Source organism: Proteus hauseri ATCC 700826, from assembly GCF_001654965.1.
GTDB classification, from domain to species: Bacteria; Pseudomonadota; Gammaproteobacteria; order Enterobacterales; family Enterobacteriaceae; genus Proteus; species Proteus hauseri.
The window spans coordinates 28,135-47,310 of the sequence record NZ_LXEV01000020.1 but is presented as its reverse complement, the minus strand read 5'-3'; the positions used below and the strand labels follow the sequence as shown (position 1 = coordinate 47,310).

Sequence of the window (19,176 nt, the reverse complement as noted above, 5' to 3'; positions counted from 1 at the left end):
ATTGCTCTGTAGTTTGTTGAGCATAAACAGGTGTTTCAGCTTTAGCTGTATTTGAGGCTGTTGCAACATTTAAACTAGATTCAATTTCAGGTTTTACTGCTAATTCAGCACTTTCGTTTGTCGCTGAGAAAGAAGGTAAATTGAGATTTTTTTCTGTCTCTTGTTGTAAAGAATCAAGATCTTTTTGACGAGCTAATTCAAGTGCTGATGGTGCAGAAAATAGAATATCGTCACTATCTTCAGTTGTGCTATCTTCAGCCACAGTTATTTGTTGTTCGTTATTTTTTTCAGTATCTTCGATAAAGTCATCTGTTTGCTCTTGTGCTTCATCTTCATCATATTCTGCTTCATGTTGACCTCGGTTAGTAATAAAGCCAAGACCACCTAAAATAACTGCACCAATTTTTTCAGTAATGGTCAACCATGACCACCCGGTGAATAAAGTAAAACCAATAGCCCAAACAGACAGCAATGCAAGCGTTGCACCTAATAGATTGAACCACGGTAATAAAGCTTTACTAAATAAGCTGCCAATAACCCCGCCTGAGCTAAAATTGTAGATATCATCAAAATTAAGATCGGCTAATGCACAAGATGTCAATATCAACGCTAAAGCGCCAATTGTGCGTAATGAAAGCGAGAAGAAATCAGTATATTCGCGATTTTGTTGATAACGTAAAGAGTTCCAACAACCCAATACCACAACAACTGGGATAGCATAGGCAAGTAAGCCGAAAGCAGAAAATAGTATATCAGCTAACCATGCTCCGATATTGCCGCCTAAATTTTGAATAGGCTCATTCCAAGTAGTTTGTGACCAACTCGGATCAGAGGGATTAAAGCTAAATAACGATACCATTAAAAAGATAGCACCGAGGCCAATCAATATGAGAATAGCTTCCCAAACACGACGACGGTTGCTTATCTTGGTCAAACGAATATTTTTATCTTCTGTATATTCCTGGCTCAAAGAGGGCTCTCCAGGTTTAGCTTAGGGTTAAAAGTTAAAACGGAACAACGCTGAGATATCCCAGCGTTGAAACTGTATGCATAAACAGGAGTGTACCTAAAATTTTCCTATTTTGCACCAACCTATTAGTTGGCTTAGCGAGTTTTAATAACTAGGCGGTTACTCTGTTTAACTTCTTCCATAACCACATAGGTACGAGTGTCATTGACACCAGGAAGACGTAACAGGGTTTCACCCAGTAATTTACGATAAGCGGACATATCAGGCACACGAGTTTTCAACAGATAGTCAAAATCACCAGAGACTAAATGACACTCTTGGATTTCTTCTAATTTTTGAACCGCCATATTGAATTGTTCAAAAACATCTGGAGCACCACGGTTTAATGTAATTTCCACAAATACCAGTAATGATGCATCAAGGTAATGAGGATTCAACAGCGCAGTATAACCAGAAATAAATCCTTGGCGTTCCAAGCGACGTACGCGCTCTAAACATGGTGTTGGTGATAAACCTACACGTTTAGATAACTCAACGTTTGAAATGCGGCCATCTTTTTGAAGCTCATTTAGAATATTCCGGTCTATTCTATCAAGGTCTTTACCCGGACGTTTTTTATTATCAATCATCTCTATACTCTCTTTCTCTTTTTCTCTTACTTTATTTTCCTATACCCATACCTGTACACCATCAGAATCAGTGTTGAAACTTCGGTATCAAACGGTCAGAGCAAACTACCAATCTATTTTCTTTTAATGCCAGATAAAATAAATGTTTTATCTAAATACTCATTAGCTAATTTTGTAAAATAACTATCTCATACCCTGTCTGTCTATAAAATGATGCATATAACGCTTGAGGATAATTGTCTTTTACAATCATGTTTTCGCAAATGTACAGCGGATTGTCAAAGTAAATGAGTAAAAATCAGAACAAGGCGCTATGTTATTCTCTATATATGCAAGATAAGCATCAATTGTAAAGCAAAAAGTGTCAGGTTAATTCGATGATGTCAACGCAATATAACTCTATAATTAATAACTACATAGCTAGTGACTATTGCTAAAATAGCTAAAATATTATGTCTATTTCCGCTCCATCGCTTTTTTTAACCTCTTATTTCTCCTACAATCGCTCATTTCGCATCAAGCATAATCAGAGATGAGGTATTCATGAGCACCATCAAACATAGCAAGCTTATTATTTTAGGTTCAGGTCCTGCTGGCTATACAGCCGCTGTTTATGCCGCAAGAGCAAATTTGGAACCAGTGCTGATTACTGGTGTTGAAAAAGGGGGACAGCTTACAACAACAACAGAAGTTGAAAACTGGCCTGGCGACCCAGAAGGGTTAACCGGACCCGGTTTAATGGATCGTATGCTTCAACACGCAGAAAAGTTCCAGACAGAGATTATCTCTGACCATATTAATAAAGTCGATCTGAAAAACCGCCCTTTCCGCCTATTTGGTGATGAACAAGAATATACTTGTGATGCTTTAATCATCGCAACAGGTGCATCTGCTCGTTATATTGGCTTGCCTTCAGAAGAATCCTTTAAAGGCCGCGGTGTTTCTGCTTGTGCAACTTGCGATGGTTTTTTCTACCGTAACCAAAAAGTCGCTGTTGTTGGTGGTGGTAATACTGCCGTAGAAGAAGCGCTCTATTTAGCTAATATTGCAGCTGAAGTGCATCTTATTCACCGTCGTGATTCTTTCCGTTCTGAAAAAATCTTAATTAATCGCTTAATGGATAAAGTGAATAACGGCAATATCATTTTACATACTGATCGTACACTTGATGAAGTTCTTGGCGACGAGATGGGTGTTACTCAAGTTCGCTTGAAAGATACCAAAAGTGACAATACAGAAGTATTAGATGTTATGGGTGTCTTTATTGCTATTGGCCATAGCCCAAACACCGCTATTTTTGATGGTCAACTTGAACTTGATAATGGCTACATCAAAGTACAATCTGGTACACAAGGTAACGCAACACAAACCTCTATTGAAGGTGTTTTTGCTGCTGGCGATGTTATGGATCATATTTATCGTCAAGCAATTACCTCTGCCGGTACTGGTTGTATGGCTGCTTTAGATGCAGAACGTTACTTAGACGCACTAAAAGACAATTAAAATCATCACTTCCTTTCAAGGCGCTATTTCAGTAGCGCCTTTTAACATGTAACATACTACGCTGGTTGCCAATAGTAAGAACTTTTACTTATGGCCTTTCTGATACTTTGTATCTCACCTGCAGATTTGAATCTTTTCTTATGGATAAAACTAAACAAAATGAATTGGTTCGATGGCTGAAACAGCAAAGTGCTCCAGCCCGCCGATGGCTACGGCTATCAATGTTTTTAGGTGTAGTAAGTGGTTTATTAATTATTGCTCAAGCATGGTTACTGGCCGTTTTACTTCAAGCGTTTATCATGGATCATCTTAGCCGTGATGCTCATATACCAACCTTTCTCACACTTATCGGTATTTTTTTCTTACGTGCCATCATTACGGCAATCCGCGAGCGAGTTGGTTATCGTTGTGGCATGGCAGTCAGGCAACAAATTCGTAAAATAGTACTCGACAGGCTACAAGAACTAGGCCCAGTTTGGGTTAAAGGTAAGCCAGCGGGGAGTTGGGCAACAATTATTCTTGAGCAAATAGAGGATATGCAAGACTACTATGCACGCTATTTGCCACAAATGTATTTAGCAACCATTGTTCCTATTCTTATTTTAATTACTGTATTTCCTGTTAACTGGGTTGCAGGCTTAATTTTATTTATCACAGCACCGCTTATTCCTTTGTTTATGGCATTAGTCGGTTTAGGCGCCGCTGATGCTAACCGCCGTAATTTTCTCGCATTAGGTCGATTAAGTGGTAATTTTCTCGATAGATTAAGGGGCCTTGATACTTTACGCTTATTTAATCGCGGTGAAGCAGAAGTAAAACAAATAACACAAGCGACTGAGGATTTTCGTAAACGCACGATGGAAGTATTGAGAATGGCATTTCTCTCTTCTGGTGTTCTGGAATTCTTTACGGCTATATCTATTGCCGTAGTTGCTGTTTATTTCGGTTTTTCTTACTTAGGTGAGCTGAACTTCGGTAGTTATGGTTTAGGTGTAACGCTATTTTCTGGTTTTTTGGCGTTGATCCTTGCACCTGAGTTTTTCCAGCCACTACGTGATTTAGGTACTTATTATCATGCCAAAGCACAAGCCGTAGGTGCGGCTGAATCTCTAGTGGAATTTCTTGAATCAGATGGTGAAACACCACAATTTCAAGGTAAAGCGTCAATTGACGCCACTGAAAGTATTGAAATTACAGCCTATGAACTCGAAATCTTATCTCATCAAGGGGTGAAATTAGCAGGGCCATTAACTTTCACTATTAACCGTAATCAACGCGTTGCGATAGTAGGCCAAAGTGGCGCAGGCAAAAGTTCGTTGCTAAATGCTCTACTCGGTTTTTTACCTTATCATGGTTCATTAAAAGTTAATGGTATTGAATTAACTGAACTTTCACCTGATTTATGGCGAAAATGTTTAAGTTGGGTTGGTCAAAATCCTAATTTACCTGAACAAACGCTAATTGATAATATTCGCTTAAGTAATCCTAATGCTAGCGAAGCCCAAATTAATCAAGCAATAGAAAAAGCTTATGTTAGCGATTTTATTAACGAATTACCTGAGGGGTTAAATACTGTAATTGGTGATAACGCTGCACGCCTTTCTGTTGGGCAGGCACAACGTATTGCTGTTGCGCGTGCTCTATTATCCCCTTGTCAGTTTCTGTTATTAGATGAACCCGCGGCAAGTCTTGACTCTCATAGTGAACAACGTGTGATGCAAGCACTAAATAATGCCTCTTTAAACCAAACGACTCTGCTTATCACCCATTTATTGGAGGAAACGCTAAGTTATGATCAAATCTGGGTTATGGAAAAAGGCAAAATTATTCAGATGGGTACTTATGAGTCGCTAAGTCATCAAGATGGTGCATTTGCCCGTCTTCTTGCTCACCGTAAAGAGGAACTTTAATCATGAGAGTATTGCTTCCTTTTCTCGCGCTTTATCGCCGTCACTGGTTTATGTTGTTACTTGGTATTGTACTTGCCATTTTAACGTTACTGGCCAGTATCGGACTTTTAACTTTGTCGGGTTGGTTTTTAGCAGGAACATCTATTGCGGGTTTTGCTGGTATTTATAGTTTTAACTATATGTTACCTGCGGCGGGTGTTCGGGGTGCTGCGATCTTTCGTACTGCAGGGCGCTATTTCGAACGATTAGTGAGCCATGATGCGACCTTCCGTGTACTATCCCACTTGCGCGTATTTACTTTTAAGAAAATATTGCCTCTATCACCGGGGGGGATTGCTCGTTTTCGCCAAGGTGAATTATTAAACCGTTTAGTGGCGGATGTCGAAACATTAGATCACCTCTACATTCGTGTTATTTCACCAATTATCGCTGCTTTTGTCGTGATTATGACCATTATGTTTGGTCTTGGCTTAATCGATGCGCACTTGGCAAATACTTTAGGTGGCATAATGCTAGCCTTACTTATTATTTTGCCATTTATCTTTTATTACGCAGGAAAACCGATAGGTCGTGATTTAACTGATTTACGCGGCCAATATCGCACTGTTCTTACGAGTATGTTGCAAGGACAAGCAGAGCTGACCGTTTTTGGTGCATTGCCGCGCTTTAGAAAAAACTTAGCACAGCTAGAAAACAAGTGGTTACGTAGACAAGCACAGCAAGCAAACTTGACAGGTTTATCTCAATCTTTAATGATCCTTGCTTCTGGCCTAACAGCAACACTTATTTTATGGTTAGCCGCAGAAGGTATTAATCACAGTTTTATGCCCGAAGCTTTAATAGCACTATTTACTTTTTGTGCATTAGCCGCATTTGAGTCTTTAGCTCCTGTGACGGTAGCTTTTCAGCACTTAGGCCAAGTAATGACATCTGCAACACGCCTTTCTCATTTAATTGAGCAAAAACCCGATGTCACTTTCCCTGAAAAAGGGGGAGATAAACAAAATAGTGCCACATTAGCTTTAACTGATGTGTGCTTTACTTATGCAGGCCAACCAATGCAAGTAATCAATAGTATTAGCTTAAACATTGTTGCTGGCGAACATATTGCATTATTAGGAAAAACTGGCTGTGGTAAATCAACGCTGTTGCAACTAATAAACCGCGCTTTTGATTGTACAAAAGGTCAAATCACACTTAATAACTTGCCATTATCTGATTATGACGAGCCCACGTTACGTGCAATGATGTCTGTTGTTCCCCAGCGTGTTCATGTATTTAGTCATACATTAAGAGAAAACTTAATTATGGCAAAACAAGATGCTACAGATGAAGAACTTACTCACATACTTCATCAAGTTGGCCTCGAACAGCTACTTGAAAATGATGAAGGCTTAAATGCTTGGATGGGCGATGGTGGCAGACAGCTCTCTGGTGGCGAACAGCGCCGTTTAGGTCTTGCCCGTGCGTTATTACACAATGCGCCTTTTGTTTTGCTTGATGAGCCGACAGAAGGACTTGATGCGGATACAGAGCAGCAGATCCTTGCTCTACTTCATCAGCATTGTAAGGAAAAAACAGTGTTAATGATTACCCATCGGCTTCATGGTTTAGATAAAATGGACAGAATTTGCGTTATGGATGGTGGTGAAATCGTTGAAACAGGAACACATCACGCCTTGCTACAACAACAAGGTCAATACGCAAAGTTTCATCAAAGACAAGCATTGTTTACATCGACTCACGAGGCATAATATGCCGTTGTTTCAATTAGATGATAGTGATTTTGATTTTCCTGAACCACATTTAGCATTGAAAGAGCCAAATGGTTTATTAGCAATAGGGGGAGATATCTCCCCTTCACGATTAAAAGTTGCTTATCAATTAGGGATCTTTCCTTGGTATTTTCCATCAGAGGCCCCTTTATGGTGGTCTCCTGATCCAAGAGCTGTACTACCTGCAGGTTCGCTTCATATTGGACGCACCTTGCAAAAATTTTTGCGGCGTCATCCTTATAAAATAACGCTAAATCATGCATTTTCATCTGTTATTGAATCTTGCTCTATTCGTGAAGAAGGAACATGGATAGGCACTGATATTAAAAAAGGTTATGAAGGATTACATCAAGAAGGGCTGGCTCATTCTGTCGAAGTGTGGGAAGCTGATGAATTGGTTGGTGGCTTGTATGGTGTCGGTGTCGGTGCTGTTTTTTGTGGTGAATCAATGTTTAGCCGCAAAGATAATGCATCAAAATGCGCCTTTATTGCTTTTTATAACCATTTTCTGCGTTATGGGGGTCAACTATTTGATTGTCAGGTGTTAAACTCTCATACTTCAGCGTTAGGTGCCACTGAGATATCTCGCGAAAGCTATTTATCCTCATTATCTCGTTGGAAAAAAGTGATTATTGATAAAAAGTGTTGGTATCAACAATCGTTGGAATTATAATCACTGCTTATTTTTGTAAGGCCTTTATTGTTTAAGTCAAAATTGGCAAAGCCATTTTACGGTTGATACAAAAATTCAATCTTACTACGCCCATTACGTGGTTTGGGTGTAGCTTCTTTATTGCTATAAACACCACGATACTCAGAATTATTACTTCTGTTATTACGTAGCTTTAAGCAAGTAAAACGCAAGTAACGGTAAGGAAGTTAAACAAATTAGCAAGATTCACACGCTTGCTATCCAATAACATTCCTTTACATAGGTCAATATTTTCGGCATTATCTTGCCGTTTAAAAAATATGGTTATTAAAACTTAGAGGATTAGATGGCCAAAGAAGACAACATTGAAATGCAAGGCACTGTACTAGATACTCTGCCAAACACGATGTTCCGTGTAGAATTAGAAAACGGACATGTCGTTACCGCTCATATTTCAGGAAAAATGCGTAAAAACTATATTCGCATCCTGACAGGCGACAAGGTTACCGTTGAACTGACCCCATATGACCTGAGCAAAGGCCGTATCATCTTCCGTAGCCGTTGATATCAATCTGTTCTCTCCCAATATCGTTCAATTTTAAATGAACATATATTAGGGTGAAAAAAAACACCACAGGCAAAGCATTTATTAATGCCCAACCTGTGGTGTATGTTTTTTCACTAAAACGGTTTTACTCAATATTAAGTAACTGCCATCACTTAGATGACAGTATCTTCTTTTCTATTCGCCAACTTCTCTTGGCTTAAAAATTCATAGTTTAACTCGTTAGACTGGCTATTTAAGGTTACTGAAACTGAGCCACCATTAACTAACAAACCAAACAAAATTTCATTAGCTAATGGTTTTTTCAGATTTTCCTGAATAACTCGAGCCATTGGTCTTGCGCCCATCGCTTTATCGTAGCCTTTATCGCACAACCACTGGCGGGCTTCTTGGCTGACTTCTAAAGAAACACCTTTATCATCTAACTGAGCTTGAAGCTCAACAATAAATTTGTCCACAACCATTGCGATAATTTCTGGTGATAAGGCATTAAACCAAATAATGCTATCTAAACGGTTACGAAATTCTGGAGAGAAGGCTTTTTTGATTTCGACCATTGCGTCTGTACTGTTATCTTGCTCAGTAAAACCTATGGATTTACGTTGCGTTTCGCGTACACCTGCATTAGTTGTCATCACTAAAATAACGTTACGAAAATCAGCCTTACGTCCATTATTATCAGTTAATGTTCCGTTATCCATAACTTGTAATAAAATATTGAACACATCAGGGTGTGCTTTTTCAATTTCATCAAGTAATACAACCGAATATGGATTTTTAATCACCGCATCTGTTAGTAATCCACCTTGGTCAAAACCCACATAACCAGGAGGCGCACCAATAAGTCGACTAACAGTATGTCGTTCCATATACTCAGACATATCAAAACGCAATAATTTGATATTCAACGCTTTTGCCAATTGAACAGTAACTTCAGTCTTACCAACCCCTGTAGGACCTGCAAACAAGAAAGAACCCACAGGTTTATTATCTTGGCTTAACCCTGCTCTGCTCATTTTTATTGATTCGGATAATGCATGAATCGCCTCATCTTGTCCGAACACCAACATTTTCAGTTGATTATCAAGATTTTTCAGTGTTGATTTATCACTACTAGATACTGTTTTCTCAGGAATACGGGCAATTTTTGCAACAACCGTTTCAATATCCGAGACATTGATGGTCTTTTTACGTTTACTTGGAGCAATTAAGCGAGTTCTTGCCCCTGCTTCATCAATAACGTCAATCGCTTTATCAGGAAGATGTCTATCTGTAATATATTTAACCGATAAATCAACAGCTGCCTGAATGGCTTTATTGGTATAACGTACCTCATGATGTTCTTCGTACTTCTGACGTAACCCTTTAATAATTAATACGGTTTCGTTAGTCGAAGGCTCTGTTATATCAATCTTTTGGAATCGACGAGCAAGCGCTCGGTCTTTTTCAAAAATATTACTAAATTCTTGATAAGTGGTAGAACCAATCACACGTATACGGCCACTTGATAGTAATGGTTTAATCAAGTTTGCTGCATCAACTTGTCCACCAGATGCGGCCCCGGCACCAATAATAGTGTGAATTTCATCAATAAATAGAATACTTTTTTCATCTTTCTCCAACGTTTTAAGTAGTGCTTTAAAACGTTTTTCAAAATCACCACGATATTTTGTACCCGCCAATAGCGATCCAATATCAAGAGAATAGATGGTATAATCTTTCATCACATCAGGTACATCGTCTTGCTCAATACGCCATGCAAGCCCTTCGGCAATAGCTGTTTTACCGACACCTGATTCTCCCACCAGCAGAGGGTTATTTTTACGGCGGCGGCAAAGTACCTGAATAGTACGTTCTAATTCAGCCTGACGACCAATAAGAGGATCTATTTTACCCTGACGCGCTAACAGATTTAAGTTAGTGGTAAAATTATCCATATGATCGTCACCTTGTGGCATCTCTTGCTGAGATTGAGTATTCATATCTCCCATATCTGAAGGATCATCATTTTGTTGATCATCTTTCAAAATACCGTGAGAGATAAAATTAACCACATCAAGGCGACTAACGTCGTGTTTACGTAATAAATAAGCTGCGTGAGATTCCTGCTCACTGAAAATAGCCACTAGCACATTAGCACCAGAGACTTCATTTTTACCTGATGATTGAACATGAAAGACAGCACGTTGTAAAACACGTTGAAAACTGAGCGTTGGCTGAGTTTCTCTATCTACATTCTCAGGTAGAACTGGGGTTGTTTTACGAATAAATACTTCGAGTTCTTCACGTAAAGCGGCTAAATCAACTTTACAAGCCTCTAATGCTTCACGCGCAGATTTATTACTTAATAGCGCCAGCAACAGGTGCTCTACAGTCATAAATTCGTGTCGGTTATCACGGGCTTTCGCGAATGCAACATTAAGACTAAGCTCTAATTCGTGATTAAGCATAAGCACCTCCTCCTTAAAAGACTAATCGGATTATGCCTTTTCAAGTGTACACAAAAGTGGATGACCATTTTCTTTGGCATACAAATTAACTTGTGTCACTTTAGTTTCAGCGATGTCCGCACTATAAACCCCACAAACTCCCTTTCCTTTATGGTGAACGTCCAACATAATTTGTGTGGCTCTTTCCTCATTGAGGAAAAAATACATCGTAAGTACTTCTACAACAAAATCCATGGGGGTGTAATCGTCATTATTCAAGATCACCTTATACATTGATGGTGGCTCATTAAGCTGACCGACTTGATCCCCAAGTATGGTTTCTGTTAAAAAATCAAACTGACCCATTATTTTGCGCTACTCATTTATTTGTTAAAACGTCTTATCTATGACGTATAGTTTACCATCTCACAGGAAACTCTGCCTATCAACGGTTTTTTATTACCTCTTTTTACACCTAAATAAATAACAAAGCGTTAGCTACATCAAAATTTCACTTATTCGAAACAATTTCTACCGCCCTAGCCCCTTGACGACAGAAACAATAAATTAGAGTATGTTTTATGAACAGCTCAGTAAATATACTGAAGGTAATGTTAAGTAAATAAATACAAGTACAAGTATATGAGAGATGCTAAGTATGGAGACAGGTACAGTTAAGTGGTTCAATAATGCTAAGGGTTTTGGTTTCATTACCCCGGCAGAAGGTGGTGAGGATATCTTTGCCCACTATTCATCAATTCGAATGGAAGGCTATCGTACACTAAAGGCGGGGCAGAAAGTTAGTTATAGCACGATAAAAGGGCCTAAAGGTGATCATGCAGATCTTATCATTCCTATCATTGAATAAAAGGCTGCATAAAAATGAGTATGACTAGCACCTCTTTTATCAACGTTTTGTAATTCAGGCTCACTAAATATTCACCTGATAAGACATCATTTAATCTATTCAAATAGTGCACCTTTTATACAGGTGCACTATTGTTATCATCTCTCGTCATATTAGCCTAAGCATCATTATAAAATAATGAGCGCATCGAGAGCATAAACATATAAAATTATTCTCTTGCCAAAGCATCAATAGGATTCATTCTTGCAGCACTCCTTGCAGGAAGAAATCCAAAGATAACACCAATTGCAGTTGAGCAGGCAAAAGCACTAATCAAGGCTATGGGTTGAAAGATAAAATCCCAATTAGGTAACAAATAACTGGCTATCATCGCAATACCAAATGAAAGCCCAATACCAATTAAACCACCCACCAAACAAACCAAGACAGATTCAATCAAAAATTGTTGCATTACATCCGTTGCTCTTGCGCCCACCGCCATTCTGATGCCAATTTCTCTCGTTCTTTCAGTTACAGAAACCAGCATGATATTCATCACACCAATACCACCAACAATTAAGGAGATCACGGCAACTAATGTTAAAAACAGCTGCATCGTATGCGTTGTTTTTTCTGCCGCCTTAAGCAAACTATCTATGTTATAAGTGAAAAAATCCTTCTTTCCATGTCTTACTGTAAGTAAACGGATAATTTGTTGCTCTGCAATATTAGCATCGTAGCCTTCCCTCGCTTTTACTGTAATGCTGTCAAGATAAGCTCGGTTTAAAATACGGCTATTTAATGTGCTATAAGGCACCCAGACTCTTAACGACTTACTGTTACCAAATGCTGATTTTTGTTCAGAAATTACGCCAATAATAGTTGTTGGAATATTACGAATAATAATTTGCTCACCAATAACTTGTTTTTTAGTGCCAAAAAAACGACGTCGCGTATTTTCATCAATAACGACAACTTGTGCTTGACGCTGGATCATGTCCGTTGAAAAGGTACGCCCTTGTGCAAACTTCATCGCATAAACAGTAAAATAATCGTCACTCACACCAGCAACTTGAGCGGGAGAGTCTTGATTACCTTTACGTAATCGTGTACTAAAGCTCACTTCAGGGGTTACTGCTTGAATATAAGATTGTTGTTTTAATGCATATACATCTTGAATAGTTAAAGATTGTCTATCTTCAGGATCATCACTCCCAAAATCTTTTCCAGGATAAAGATCGATAGTATTTGAACCTATGGCTTTGATATCCGCTAACACCATACTTTTCGCCGCATCACCAATAACAATAATGGTAACAACAGAAGCAATACCAATAATAATCCCTAACATGGTTAAGAGTGTACGAGTTTTATTCACCACCATTGCACGCCAAGCCATATCTAATGCTTGAGTAAAACGACCTATGACTTGACTAATATATGAAGAATTTGAAGCCTTTAGCGTAGATACTTCTTTGTTTTTTTTACTGCTATCTATTTGATGATGATTATCACTGATTATTTTACCGTCTTGAATTTCAATTATTCGTGATGCTTGTTTAGCAATTAAAGGATCATGAGTGACAATAATTACAGTATGCCCCTGCTCATTTAATTGCTTTAGGATTGACATCACTTCTTTACCAGAATGACTGTCTAATGCACCTGTAGGCTCATCTGCAAGAATAACCTCACCGCCATTCATTAACGCCCTGGCAATACTAACGCGCTGCTGTTGACCACCAGAAAGCTGATTAGGGCGATAATCAACTCTGTCACCAAGGCCTAGCCGTGTTAATAAAGCCTTTGCACGCTCTTTACGCTGAGCTTTATTCTTGTCGGCATAAATAGCAGGGATCTCAACATTTTGCTCAGCGCTAAGATGCGCCATTAAATGATAACGTTGGAAAATAAACCCGAAATGTTCTCGACGCAATGCTGCAAGTTGATCACTTTCCATCGTTTCGATGCTTAAACCTGCGACTTTATATTCTCCACTGCTTGGTTTATCTAAACAGCCAAGAATATTCATTAACGTTGATTTACCCGAGCCAGAAGCGCCAATAATAGCGACCATTTCACCCGCATTAATTTTGAGCGAAACTTTATCGAGAACAACGGTTTCTTGTTCGCCATTGGTATATAAACGACTAACGCTATCAAGTTCTAATAATGCAGACATTATGACTCCTCTGAGGTTTCGCCTAAAATAACCTTATCGTTTTCATTTAATCCGCTAAGAACTTCCGCATAAACATCGGTACGCATACCAATTTTCACAACACGTTTTTCTGGTTTCCCATTGACTAATACATCAACGCTATACTGATTTGTACTTTCTTCATCACCTAATGCTGATAAAGGGATCAATAATACATTCGCTTTATTTTCAAGTAAGATTTTTACTTGAGCCGTCATTTGTAAACGTAAAAGATGCTGATCGTTAGGAACTTCAAAACGAGCATAATAAAAAATAGCATCATTAATTTTTTCAGGTGTTGGAAGGATATCTTTTAATTTACCGCTAAATGCCTTATCAGGCGCGCCTAATACCGTAAATGAAGCACTAAGATTGGGTTTTAAATAAATAACATCTGCTTCAGATACCTCTGCTTTCACTAGCATAGTATCTAGATCTGCTAAGGTTAAAATAGTTGGTGCTTCCTGTGCTGCAATAACGGTTTGCCCTTCAAGCGTTTTAATAAAAGTAACAACACCATCCATAGGCGCAGTAATCCGTGTATATTGCAGATTTGTTTTTGCCGTATCGAGAGTAGCTTGATTTTTCTTTATTTGAGCTTCATAGGTAATGATGCGTGCTTTTTTAACTTCAACATCTGTTTTGGCACGATCTAACTCTTCTTGTGCTATTGCATGAGTACCCATTAATTTGAGTTGTCGCTGATAAGTTAACTGAGCTAAACGTAGTTCAGCTTTTGCTTGTTGTAGATTAGCTCTTAATTCGTTATCAGTTTCTTGCGATTCAGTAACATCATTCTGTGCTTTTTTAGGATCGATAATCGCTAACAAATCGCCTTTTTTAACAGCATCCCCTTCTTTAACCAACAACGTTTGTAGCTGTCCACTGACCTGAGCACCTACATCTACTTTTCTCACTGCATCAAGTTTACCTGTAGCGGTTACCTCTTTAGAAAGTTCGCCACGGATAATGGTTTCAGTGTGATAAGTAGGTAAATTTTCTCTTGGCCAAAAAAAATACGCTGCAATAACAACAATAATCAAAATAAGGGCAATGACTTTCCCTTGCTTTTTTAAAGGAAAAAAAGCCATAAAACATCCTTCTTAATTCATTAAAGCAAAATAAAAAATGATTAATACTGAGTGTGACGATGAAACGTCACACTGGGATATTTATAAATAAAAAACACGTTACATAAGTATGTTATTTCTAATTTGCTTTCCCTCGTGCTAACCAAGCAACACGTGAAAACATACTTTTTAGTAATGAAGGAATAGAATCTATCCCTCTTTGAGCCGCATTGTTAGCTACTGCGAGTGCGAGATCAGGTTTTGAAGATCGCTGAATAGCTTTAATAATCACGCGTCGAGTTGGCCATTTTTCATTATCAGCAACCCCAGCAACATCGTGATACACATTGCGAAATCCCTCTTTATATAAAAAGTGTTCCATATCTAAAGCGGGTAAACGAGTTAATCGATCACGCTCAGTATCATTCATCCGTAAAGCAAATTCCTTAACTGTGGCTGCGTATTTCTTACCTGCCTCATCACCATCAACTAAGGTATGCCATTCTATCCCCATTAATGTTGCATACTTTAATAATGGCTTAAGTCCACACTGTGCAAACTCAATAACTTTAATTCCCTCTGCCTCAAAGAAATAACTACATTGCCTTGCTAACTCATTCATTAGCCAAATTTCGGTTTCACCTTCAACTAATAACCAGCAACGAGCAAAAAGTGCTGATGGTCGGTTATAACGAATATGAAAAGATATTCGACGCTCTTCATCTGCTTGTAATTGTTTATTGCCTAAACGATAAGCCGCCACTTTATCAGTGTCTCTAACTAAACGACACACACTTTGTAGAGGAGCCAGAGAGAGTAATTCACCCGAGTTAGTTGTGGTAATACGCTGTAAAGAAAATAGATTAAGTAATCCCCATGCAACAGACAACATAATAGGATGTAAGCGTGTTTCTGGGTTTTCGACAATCACAATAGGTCTAGCATAAGGATCAAGCGCGACACTACCACGAGATTGTAAAATGGATGAAAACATTCCCAAAATAATCAAACGAATATTACGTTGATTGGGTTTCGCCAAAATTTTGTTAATATTTTCTAAAGCATGCCATCCTCTAACATGAGGTTCATTGGCTTTATGGTTATGTCGATTAGACTTAAATAATAAAGAGCCATGATCAGCAAAATAGTGGCCTAACAATTGCTGCATTGCATCAAGCCCTTCTCTTAAATCTTCATCAGAAAGATTATACGGGTTGTTAATAAATGCCTTTGTTAACGCATTCATTTTACTATTAAATTCTTCACGCTGTGGTTTATTGTGAGGATCAATCACATCCGTGGTTAACTTATGCATAAAACGCGCATCTTGCAGACGAAGAACCGGGTAAAGTCGTACAATTTCAGCAATAATTTCGTTTGTTTGTCCATTTGGCAAACGAATTTGTTTACCTTCTTTATCAAGAAAATAACGAAACGTTTTTACATTTTTAGCTTCATCCAGCTCAGCACTAATACGATAATAGATATGTTTAAGCTCATCGCCATTCTCTACCCAAATAGGCGCTAATTTGCGAAAACGATAAGAGTGATGACGACCAGGACGAATCTCTGTGAATGTTAAAATAATCTGTAAGCTTTTTTTACTATTTTCAGGTTCATTAGGTAACCGATGAAAATCTTCTGGTGTAAAAACATATTGGTAGGACTCAATTCCTAAGCTCAGCGTTAGCGCATCTAATAATGATGTTTTACCCCAAGCGTTCTCACCGACTAAAACCGTATTCATATCAAGGGGAAGCGATAAGCGATTGAGTCCCCGAAATCCTGCTATTTCCACTCGTTCTAAATACATATTATCCCTCGCAGGTAACGACTAAGTTATGGTTTTATTTTCTTTCCTATTTATCAACTCGTTTTATCGTTATATCAATAATTTTACTTAATAATATTGCCATTAATATCATAGTTAACATAAACCGTAATAAAATTTACTCAACTATTCGATAAACTTCTAAATAGTTTAATTTTCAAGCAATCTACGTTTTTTTTTAATAATCATGTTAGGCTCTTGCTCTGCCAATAAAAATTTTAAACTTATCGTCATTTCTGTATCCACAACATCATTAGCAAATGTTATAATACAATTCACGTTATTAGTTTATTTTATAATTTTGAGACCACTCAGTAAGGAATAGCAATGTTATCAGGGTTATTAATTATCCTACTTCCTCTTTTTGTAGGGTATTTGATTAAACTAAACCATCGTCCTCTACTTCAATTAGCTAATCGCCTACTCAGTGCGATGGTTTACGTTATCCTATTTATCATGGGTGTAAGTTTGGCCATGTTAGATAATATTGGTGAAAATTTAGTCTCTATTTTGTCTTATGCTAGTGTCTTCTTTTTTTGTACTTTTGGCGCGAATTTATTGTTTTTATGGCTACTTGATAAAAAAGATCCGTGGCATGTTCCAGCTCATAAGCAATCTAAGCCACCATCACGCATAAAAATGATACTTGAGTCACTACAATTATGTGGTGTCGTCGTTTTGGGTTTCTTAGTAGGTTTAACTGGTTGGTCTATTTTTAATTATGCCGCTCACGCAAGTCAGGGCGCACTTATTTTCTTATTATGGTTAGTTGGACTACAGCTGCGTAATAGTGGCATGAGCCCAAAACAAATTTTAATCAATCGCCGAGGCACAACGGTCGCTATTGTTATGGGCGTTAGCGCCCTTGCTGGTGGGGCATTAGCTGCTTATTTACTTGGATTACCAATGAAAATGGGATTAGCTATTGCTTCTGGTTATGGCTGGTATTCATTATCCGGCATTGTTTTAACTGATGCTTTTGGTCCAGTTATTGGTAGTACCGCCTTTTTTAACGACTTAATGCGTGAGTTAGCGGCGATTATGCTTATTCCAATTATTGTTAATCGATATAGAAATACCGCATTAGGTATTTGTGGTTCTACGTCTATGGACTTCACGCTACCTGTTTTACAGCGTAGTGGTGGCGTAAGTATAGTTCCTGCCGCTATTGTTCATGGTTTTGTTTTAAGTTTAATCACACCAATATTAATGGCTTTCTTTACTTCATAGAAAAATCAGTAACAATAGAGGTTACTAAGTCATTTTTTACAGTGGGTTAACAATGGATCAGCAGCGTATATTAGTACTCGGTGCAAGTGGGCACATTGGTCAAAATCTTATTCCAGCATTAATTCGCCAAGGGTATCAAGTTACTGCGGGTGCCCGTCGAATAGATTGGATGATGTCTCAAGGTTGGGAAAATACACGCTGTGTTTTTGTCGATTTACATAACCCTGACACCTTAAAAAAGATAATGCACGACACAGATATTGTGTATTACCTTGTGCACAGTATGGGTGATGCACACAATTTAGTTGAGAAAGAACGTATTGCGGCACTTAATGTTGTGGATGCACTAGAAGGTTCTGACGTTAAACAGATCATTTTTTTAAGCGCATTACAACATAAAGATCAGCAATATTCGCCCCACCTCATTGCAAGAAAACTCACCGGAGAAGTATTAAGAACCTGTACTATTCCTGTTACAGAGATTCGTACATCTATGATTGTTGGCCCGGGTTCAGCGGCTTTTGAAATTATGCGCGATATGGTTTACAACCTTCCTATATTAACGCCACCACGTTGGGTTCGATCAAAATCATCCCCTATTGCGTTAAAAAACTTAATTCATTATTTAACTGAAATTATTGCGCATCCAACCCATCAACATCGTATTTTTGATGCAGGTGGCCCTGAATATATTAGTTATCAAACACTCTTTGAGCGCTTTATTAAAATTTCAGGGAAAAAACGTCTGCTAATTCCATTACCTATTCCTGAGAGTATTATTTCCGCTGGTTTTATTAGCATGATAACGTCTGTTCCCACCTCAATTGCTAAAGAACTTATTCAAGGACTAAAACACGACCTACCGGCGAAAGACGCACCTTTACGCAAACTTATTCCTCAAACACTTATTTCATTTGATGATGCAGTTAAAGAGACACTTGCGGATGAAGAAGCGGCTATCGATAACCAAGATTGGGGTTACGATCCCGTTGTTCGTAATCGTTGGAAACCCGGTTATGGTTATTATCCTAAAAATGCGGGCTATACTGTCTCGACACCAGCCAGTGCCGCATCCCTTTGGCACACTGTTCAACAAATTGGGGGTGAACAAGGTTATTTTTATGCCAATTCTTTATGGAAAATTAGGGCTGTAATGGATGATATTGTGGGTAATAAGGTGATTTATGGTAGACCTGAACATGAAACGCTCAAGCTGGGTGATATGATTGATGGCTGGCGAGTCATTAAAATCCAGCCAGAGAAACAACTTACCTTACTTTTTGGTATGAAAGCACCGGGATTAGGCCGCCTCTCTTTTACTATTCATGATAGTGGTAACCTTCGCTCATTAGATGTTCGGGCTTGGTGGCATCCAGCCGGTTTTAGTGGATTACTTTATTGGTTTGCGATGATGCCCGCTCACTTATTTATTTTCAAAGGTATGGCACAATCAATCAGTAATAGCGCTTACAAATTGGATAAAAATTCACCTAAGAGTGAAGAAATATAGCCAATATATCCATTTTTAAGTAAAAAAATCACTTTATTATGCAGTTTTAGTTGCA

General features: G+C 38.3%; 14 protein-coding genes and 1 pseudogene. 8 read left to right on the top strand and 7 right to left on the bottom strand.

Going from position 1 to position 19,176, the window contains the following annotated elements; genetic code table 11:
- Positions 1-457 precede the first annotated feature (457 nt).
- Positions 458-859, bottom strand: a pseudogene (locus M997_RS17930) (DNA translocase FtsK 4TM domain-containing protein); the annotation flags it as partial.
- A gap of 245 nt (positions 860-1,104) precedes the next feature.
- Complete coding sequence (gene lrp / locus M997_RS07480) at positions 1,105-1,599, bottom strand: leucine-responsive transcriptional regulator Lrp (RefSeq protein WP_004244566.1); 495 nt, start codon at positions 1,597-1,599, stop codon at positions 1,105-1,107.
- 543 nt (positions 1,600-2,142) lie between these two features.
- Here lrp and trxB point away from each other — a divergent pair.
- The 5 genes from trxB to infA all read left to right on the top strand — a co-directional run bounded on the left by trxB (position 2,143) and on the right by infA (position 8,004).
- The gene (gene trxB, locus M997_RS07475; protein ID WP_064719486.1) at positions 2,143-3,102 is read left to right on the top strand and encodes a thioredoxin-disulfide reductase; all 960 of its coding nucleotides are present in this window, start codon (positions 2,143-2,145) and stop codon (positions 3,100-3,102) included.
- A 140-nt stretch (positions 3,103-3,242) separates the two neighbouring features.
- Positions 3,243-5,012: a heme ABC transporter permease/ATP-binding protein CydD gene (cydD, locus tag M997_RS07470; protein WP_064719485.1), complete on the top strand. Its 1,770-nt coding sequence runs from the start codon at positions 3,243-3,245 to the stop codon at positions 5,010-5,012.
- A gap of 2 nt (positions 5,013-5,014) precedes the next feature.
- The gene (gene cydC, locus M997_RS07465) at positions 5,015-6,766 is read left to right on the top strand and encodes a heme ABC transporter ATP-binding protein/permease CydC (RefSeq protein ID WP_064719484.1); all 1,752 of its coding nucleotides are present in this window, start codon (positions 5,015-5,017) and stop codon (positions 6,764-6,766) included.
- A gap of 1 nt (position 6,767) precedes the next feature.
- The gene (gene aat / locus M997_RS07460) at positions 6,768-7,460 is read left to right on the top strand and encodes a leucyl/phenylalanyl-tRNA--protein transferase (RefSeq protein WP_064719483.1); all 693 of its coding nucleotides are present in this window, start codon (positions 6,768-6,770) and stop codon (positions 7,458-7,460) included.
- Positions 7,461-7,785: 325 nt separating this feature from the next.
- The gene (gene infA / locus M997_RS07455; protein WP_004244560.1) at positions 7,786-8,004 is read left to right on the top strand and encodes a translation initiation factor IF-1; all 219 of its coding nucleotides are present in this window, start codon (positions 7,786-7,788) and stop codon (positions 8,002-8,004) included.
- Positions 8,005-8,159: 155 nt separating this feature from the next.
- On the opposite strand, the gene clpA is transcribed toward infA, so the two are convergent.
- Together clpA and clpS are read right to left on the bottom strand one after the other, a co-directional pair.
- A complete protein-coding gene (clpA, locus tag M997_RS07450) occupies positions 8,160-10,454 on the bottom strand; it encodes an ATP-dependent Clp protease ATP-binding subunit ClpA (protein ID WP_064719482.1) in 2,295 nt (764 codons plus the stop codon).
- Between the two features lie 30 nt (positions 10,455-10,484).
- On the bottom strand, positions 10,485-10,799 hold the full coding sequence (gene clpS, locus M997_RS07445) for an ATP-dependent Clp protease adapter ClpS (RefSeq protein ID WP_064719481.1): 315 nt from the start codon (positions 10,797-10,799) through the stop codon (positions 10,485-10,487).
- A gap of 292 nt (positions 10,800-11,091) precedes the next feature.
- On the opposite strand from clpS, the gene cspD reads away from it, so the two are divergent.
- Positions 11,092-11,301, top strand: coding sequence for a cold shock domain-containing protein CspD (gene cspD / locus M997_RS07440; RefSeq protein WP_064719480.1), 210 nt, complete (start codon positions 11,092-11,094; stop codon positions 11,299-11,301).
- Positions 11,302-11,509: 208 nt separating this feature from the next.
- Here cspD and macB read toward each other — a convergent pair whose 3' ends face one another.
- The 3 genes from macB to M997_RS07425 all read right to left on the bottom strand — a co-directional run bounded on the left by macB (position 11,510) and on the right by M997_RS07425 (position 16,363).
- The gene (gene macB / locus M997_RS07435; RefSeq protein ID WP_064719479.1) at positions 11,510-13,462 is read right to left on the bottom strand and encodes a macrolide ABC transporter ATP-binding protein/permease MacB; all 1,953 of its coding nucleotides are present in this window, start codon (positions 13,460-13,462) and stop codon (positions 11,510-11,512) included.
- Positions 13,462-14,571, bottom strand: a complete 1,110-nt coding sequence (macA, locus tag M997_RS07430; RefSeq protein ID WP_064719478.1) for a macrolide transporter subunit MacA — start codon at positions 14,569-14,571, stop codon at positions 13,462-13,464. The genes macB and macA overlap by 1 nt, the downstream gene beginning before the upstream one ends.
- Positions 14,572-14,689: 118 nt before the next feature.
- Entirely contained in the window at positions 14,690-16,363 is a 1,674-nt protein-coding gene (locus tag M997_RS07425) for a DUF2813 domain-containing protein (protein WP_064719477.1), read from the bottom strand.
- A 345-nt stretch (positions 16,364-16,708) separates the two neighbouring features.
- Between M997_RS07425 and M997_RS07420 the strand changes: the two genes are divergently transcribed.
- Both M997_RS07420 and M997_RS07415 read left to right on the top strand, forming a co-directional pair.
- Positions 16,709-17,611, top strand: coding sequence for a LysO family transporter (locus M997_RS07420; protein WP_064719476.1), 903 nt, complete (start codon positions 16,709-16,711; stop codon positions 17,609-17,611).
- Positions 17,612-17,663: 52 nt separating this feature from the next.
- A complete protein-coding gene (locus M997_RS07415) occupies positions 17,664-19,121 on the top strand; it encodes a DUF2867 domain-containing protein (protein WP_064719475.1) in 1,458 nt (485 codons plus the stop codon).
- The last annotated feature ends 55 nt before the right edge of the window (positions 19,122-19,176 follow it).

Coding starts and splice junctions, on each gene's coding strand:
- cydD (WP_064719485.1), top strand. CDS start 3,243: ATGGATAAAACTAAACAAAATGAATTGGTTCGATGGCTGAAACAGCAA.
- cydC (WP_064719484.1), top strand. CDS start 5,015: ATGAGAGTATTGCTTCCTTTTCTCGCGCTTTATCGCCGTCACTGGTTT.
- infA (WP_004244560.1), top strand. CDS start 7,786: ATGGCCAAAGAAGACAACATTGAAATGCAAGGCACTGTACTAGATACT.
- macB (WP_064719479.1), bottom strand. CDS start 13,462: ATGTCTGCATTATTAGAACTTGATAGCGTTAGTCGTTTATATACCAAT.
- trxB (WP_064719486.1), top strand. CDS start 2,143: ATGAGCACCATCAAACATAGCAAGCTTATTATTTTAGGTTCAGGTCCT.
- M997_RS07425 (WP_064719477.1), bottom strand. CDS start 16,363: ATGTATTTAGAACGAGTGGAAATAGCAGGATTTCGGGGACTCAATCGC.
- cspD (WP_064719480.1), top strand. CDS start 11,092: ATGGAGACAGGTACAGTTAAGTGGTTCAATAATGCTAAGGGTTTTGGT.
- lrp (WP_004244566.1), bottom strand. CDS start 1,599: ATGATTGATAATAAAAAACGTCCGGGTAAAGACCTTGATAGAATAGAC.
- clpS (WP_064719481.1), bottom strand. CDS start 10,799: ATGGGTCAGTTTGATTTTTTAACAGAAACCATACTTGGGGATCAAGTC.
- M997_RS07415 (WP_064719475.1), top strand. CDS start 17,664: ATGGATCAGCAGCGTATATTAGTACTCGGTGCAAGTGGGCACATTGGT.
- macA (WP_064719478.1), bottom strand. CDS start 14,571: ATGGCTTTTTTTCCTTTAAAAAAGCAAGGGAAAGTCATTGCCCTTATT.
- M997_RS07420 (WP_064719476.1), top strand. CDS start 16,709: ATGTTATCAGGGTTATTAATTATCCTACTTCCTCTTTTTGTAGGGTAT.
- aat (WP_064719483.1), top strand. CDS start 6,768: ATGCCGTTGTTTCAATTAGATGATAGTGATTTTGATTTTCCTGAACCA.
- clpA (WP_064719482.1), bottom strand. CDS start 10,454: ATGCTTAATCACGAATTAGAGCTTAGTCTTAATGTTGCATTCGCGAAA.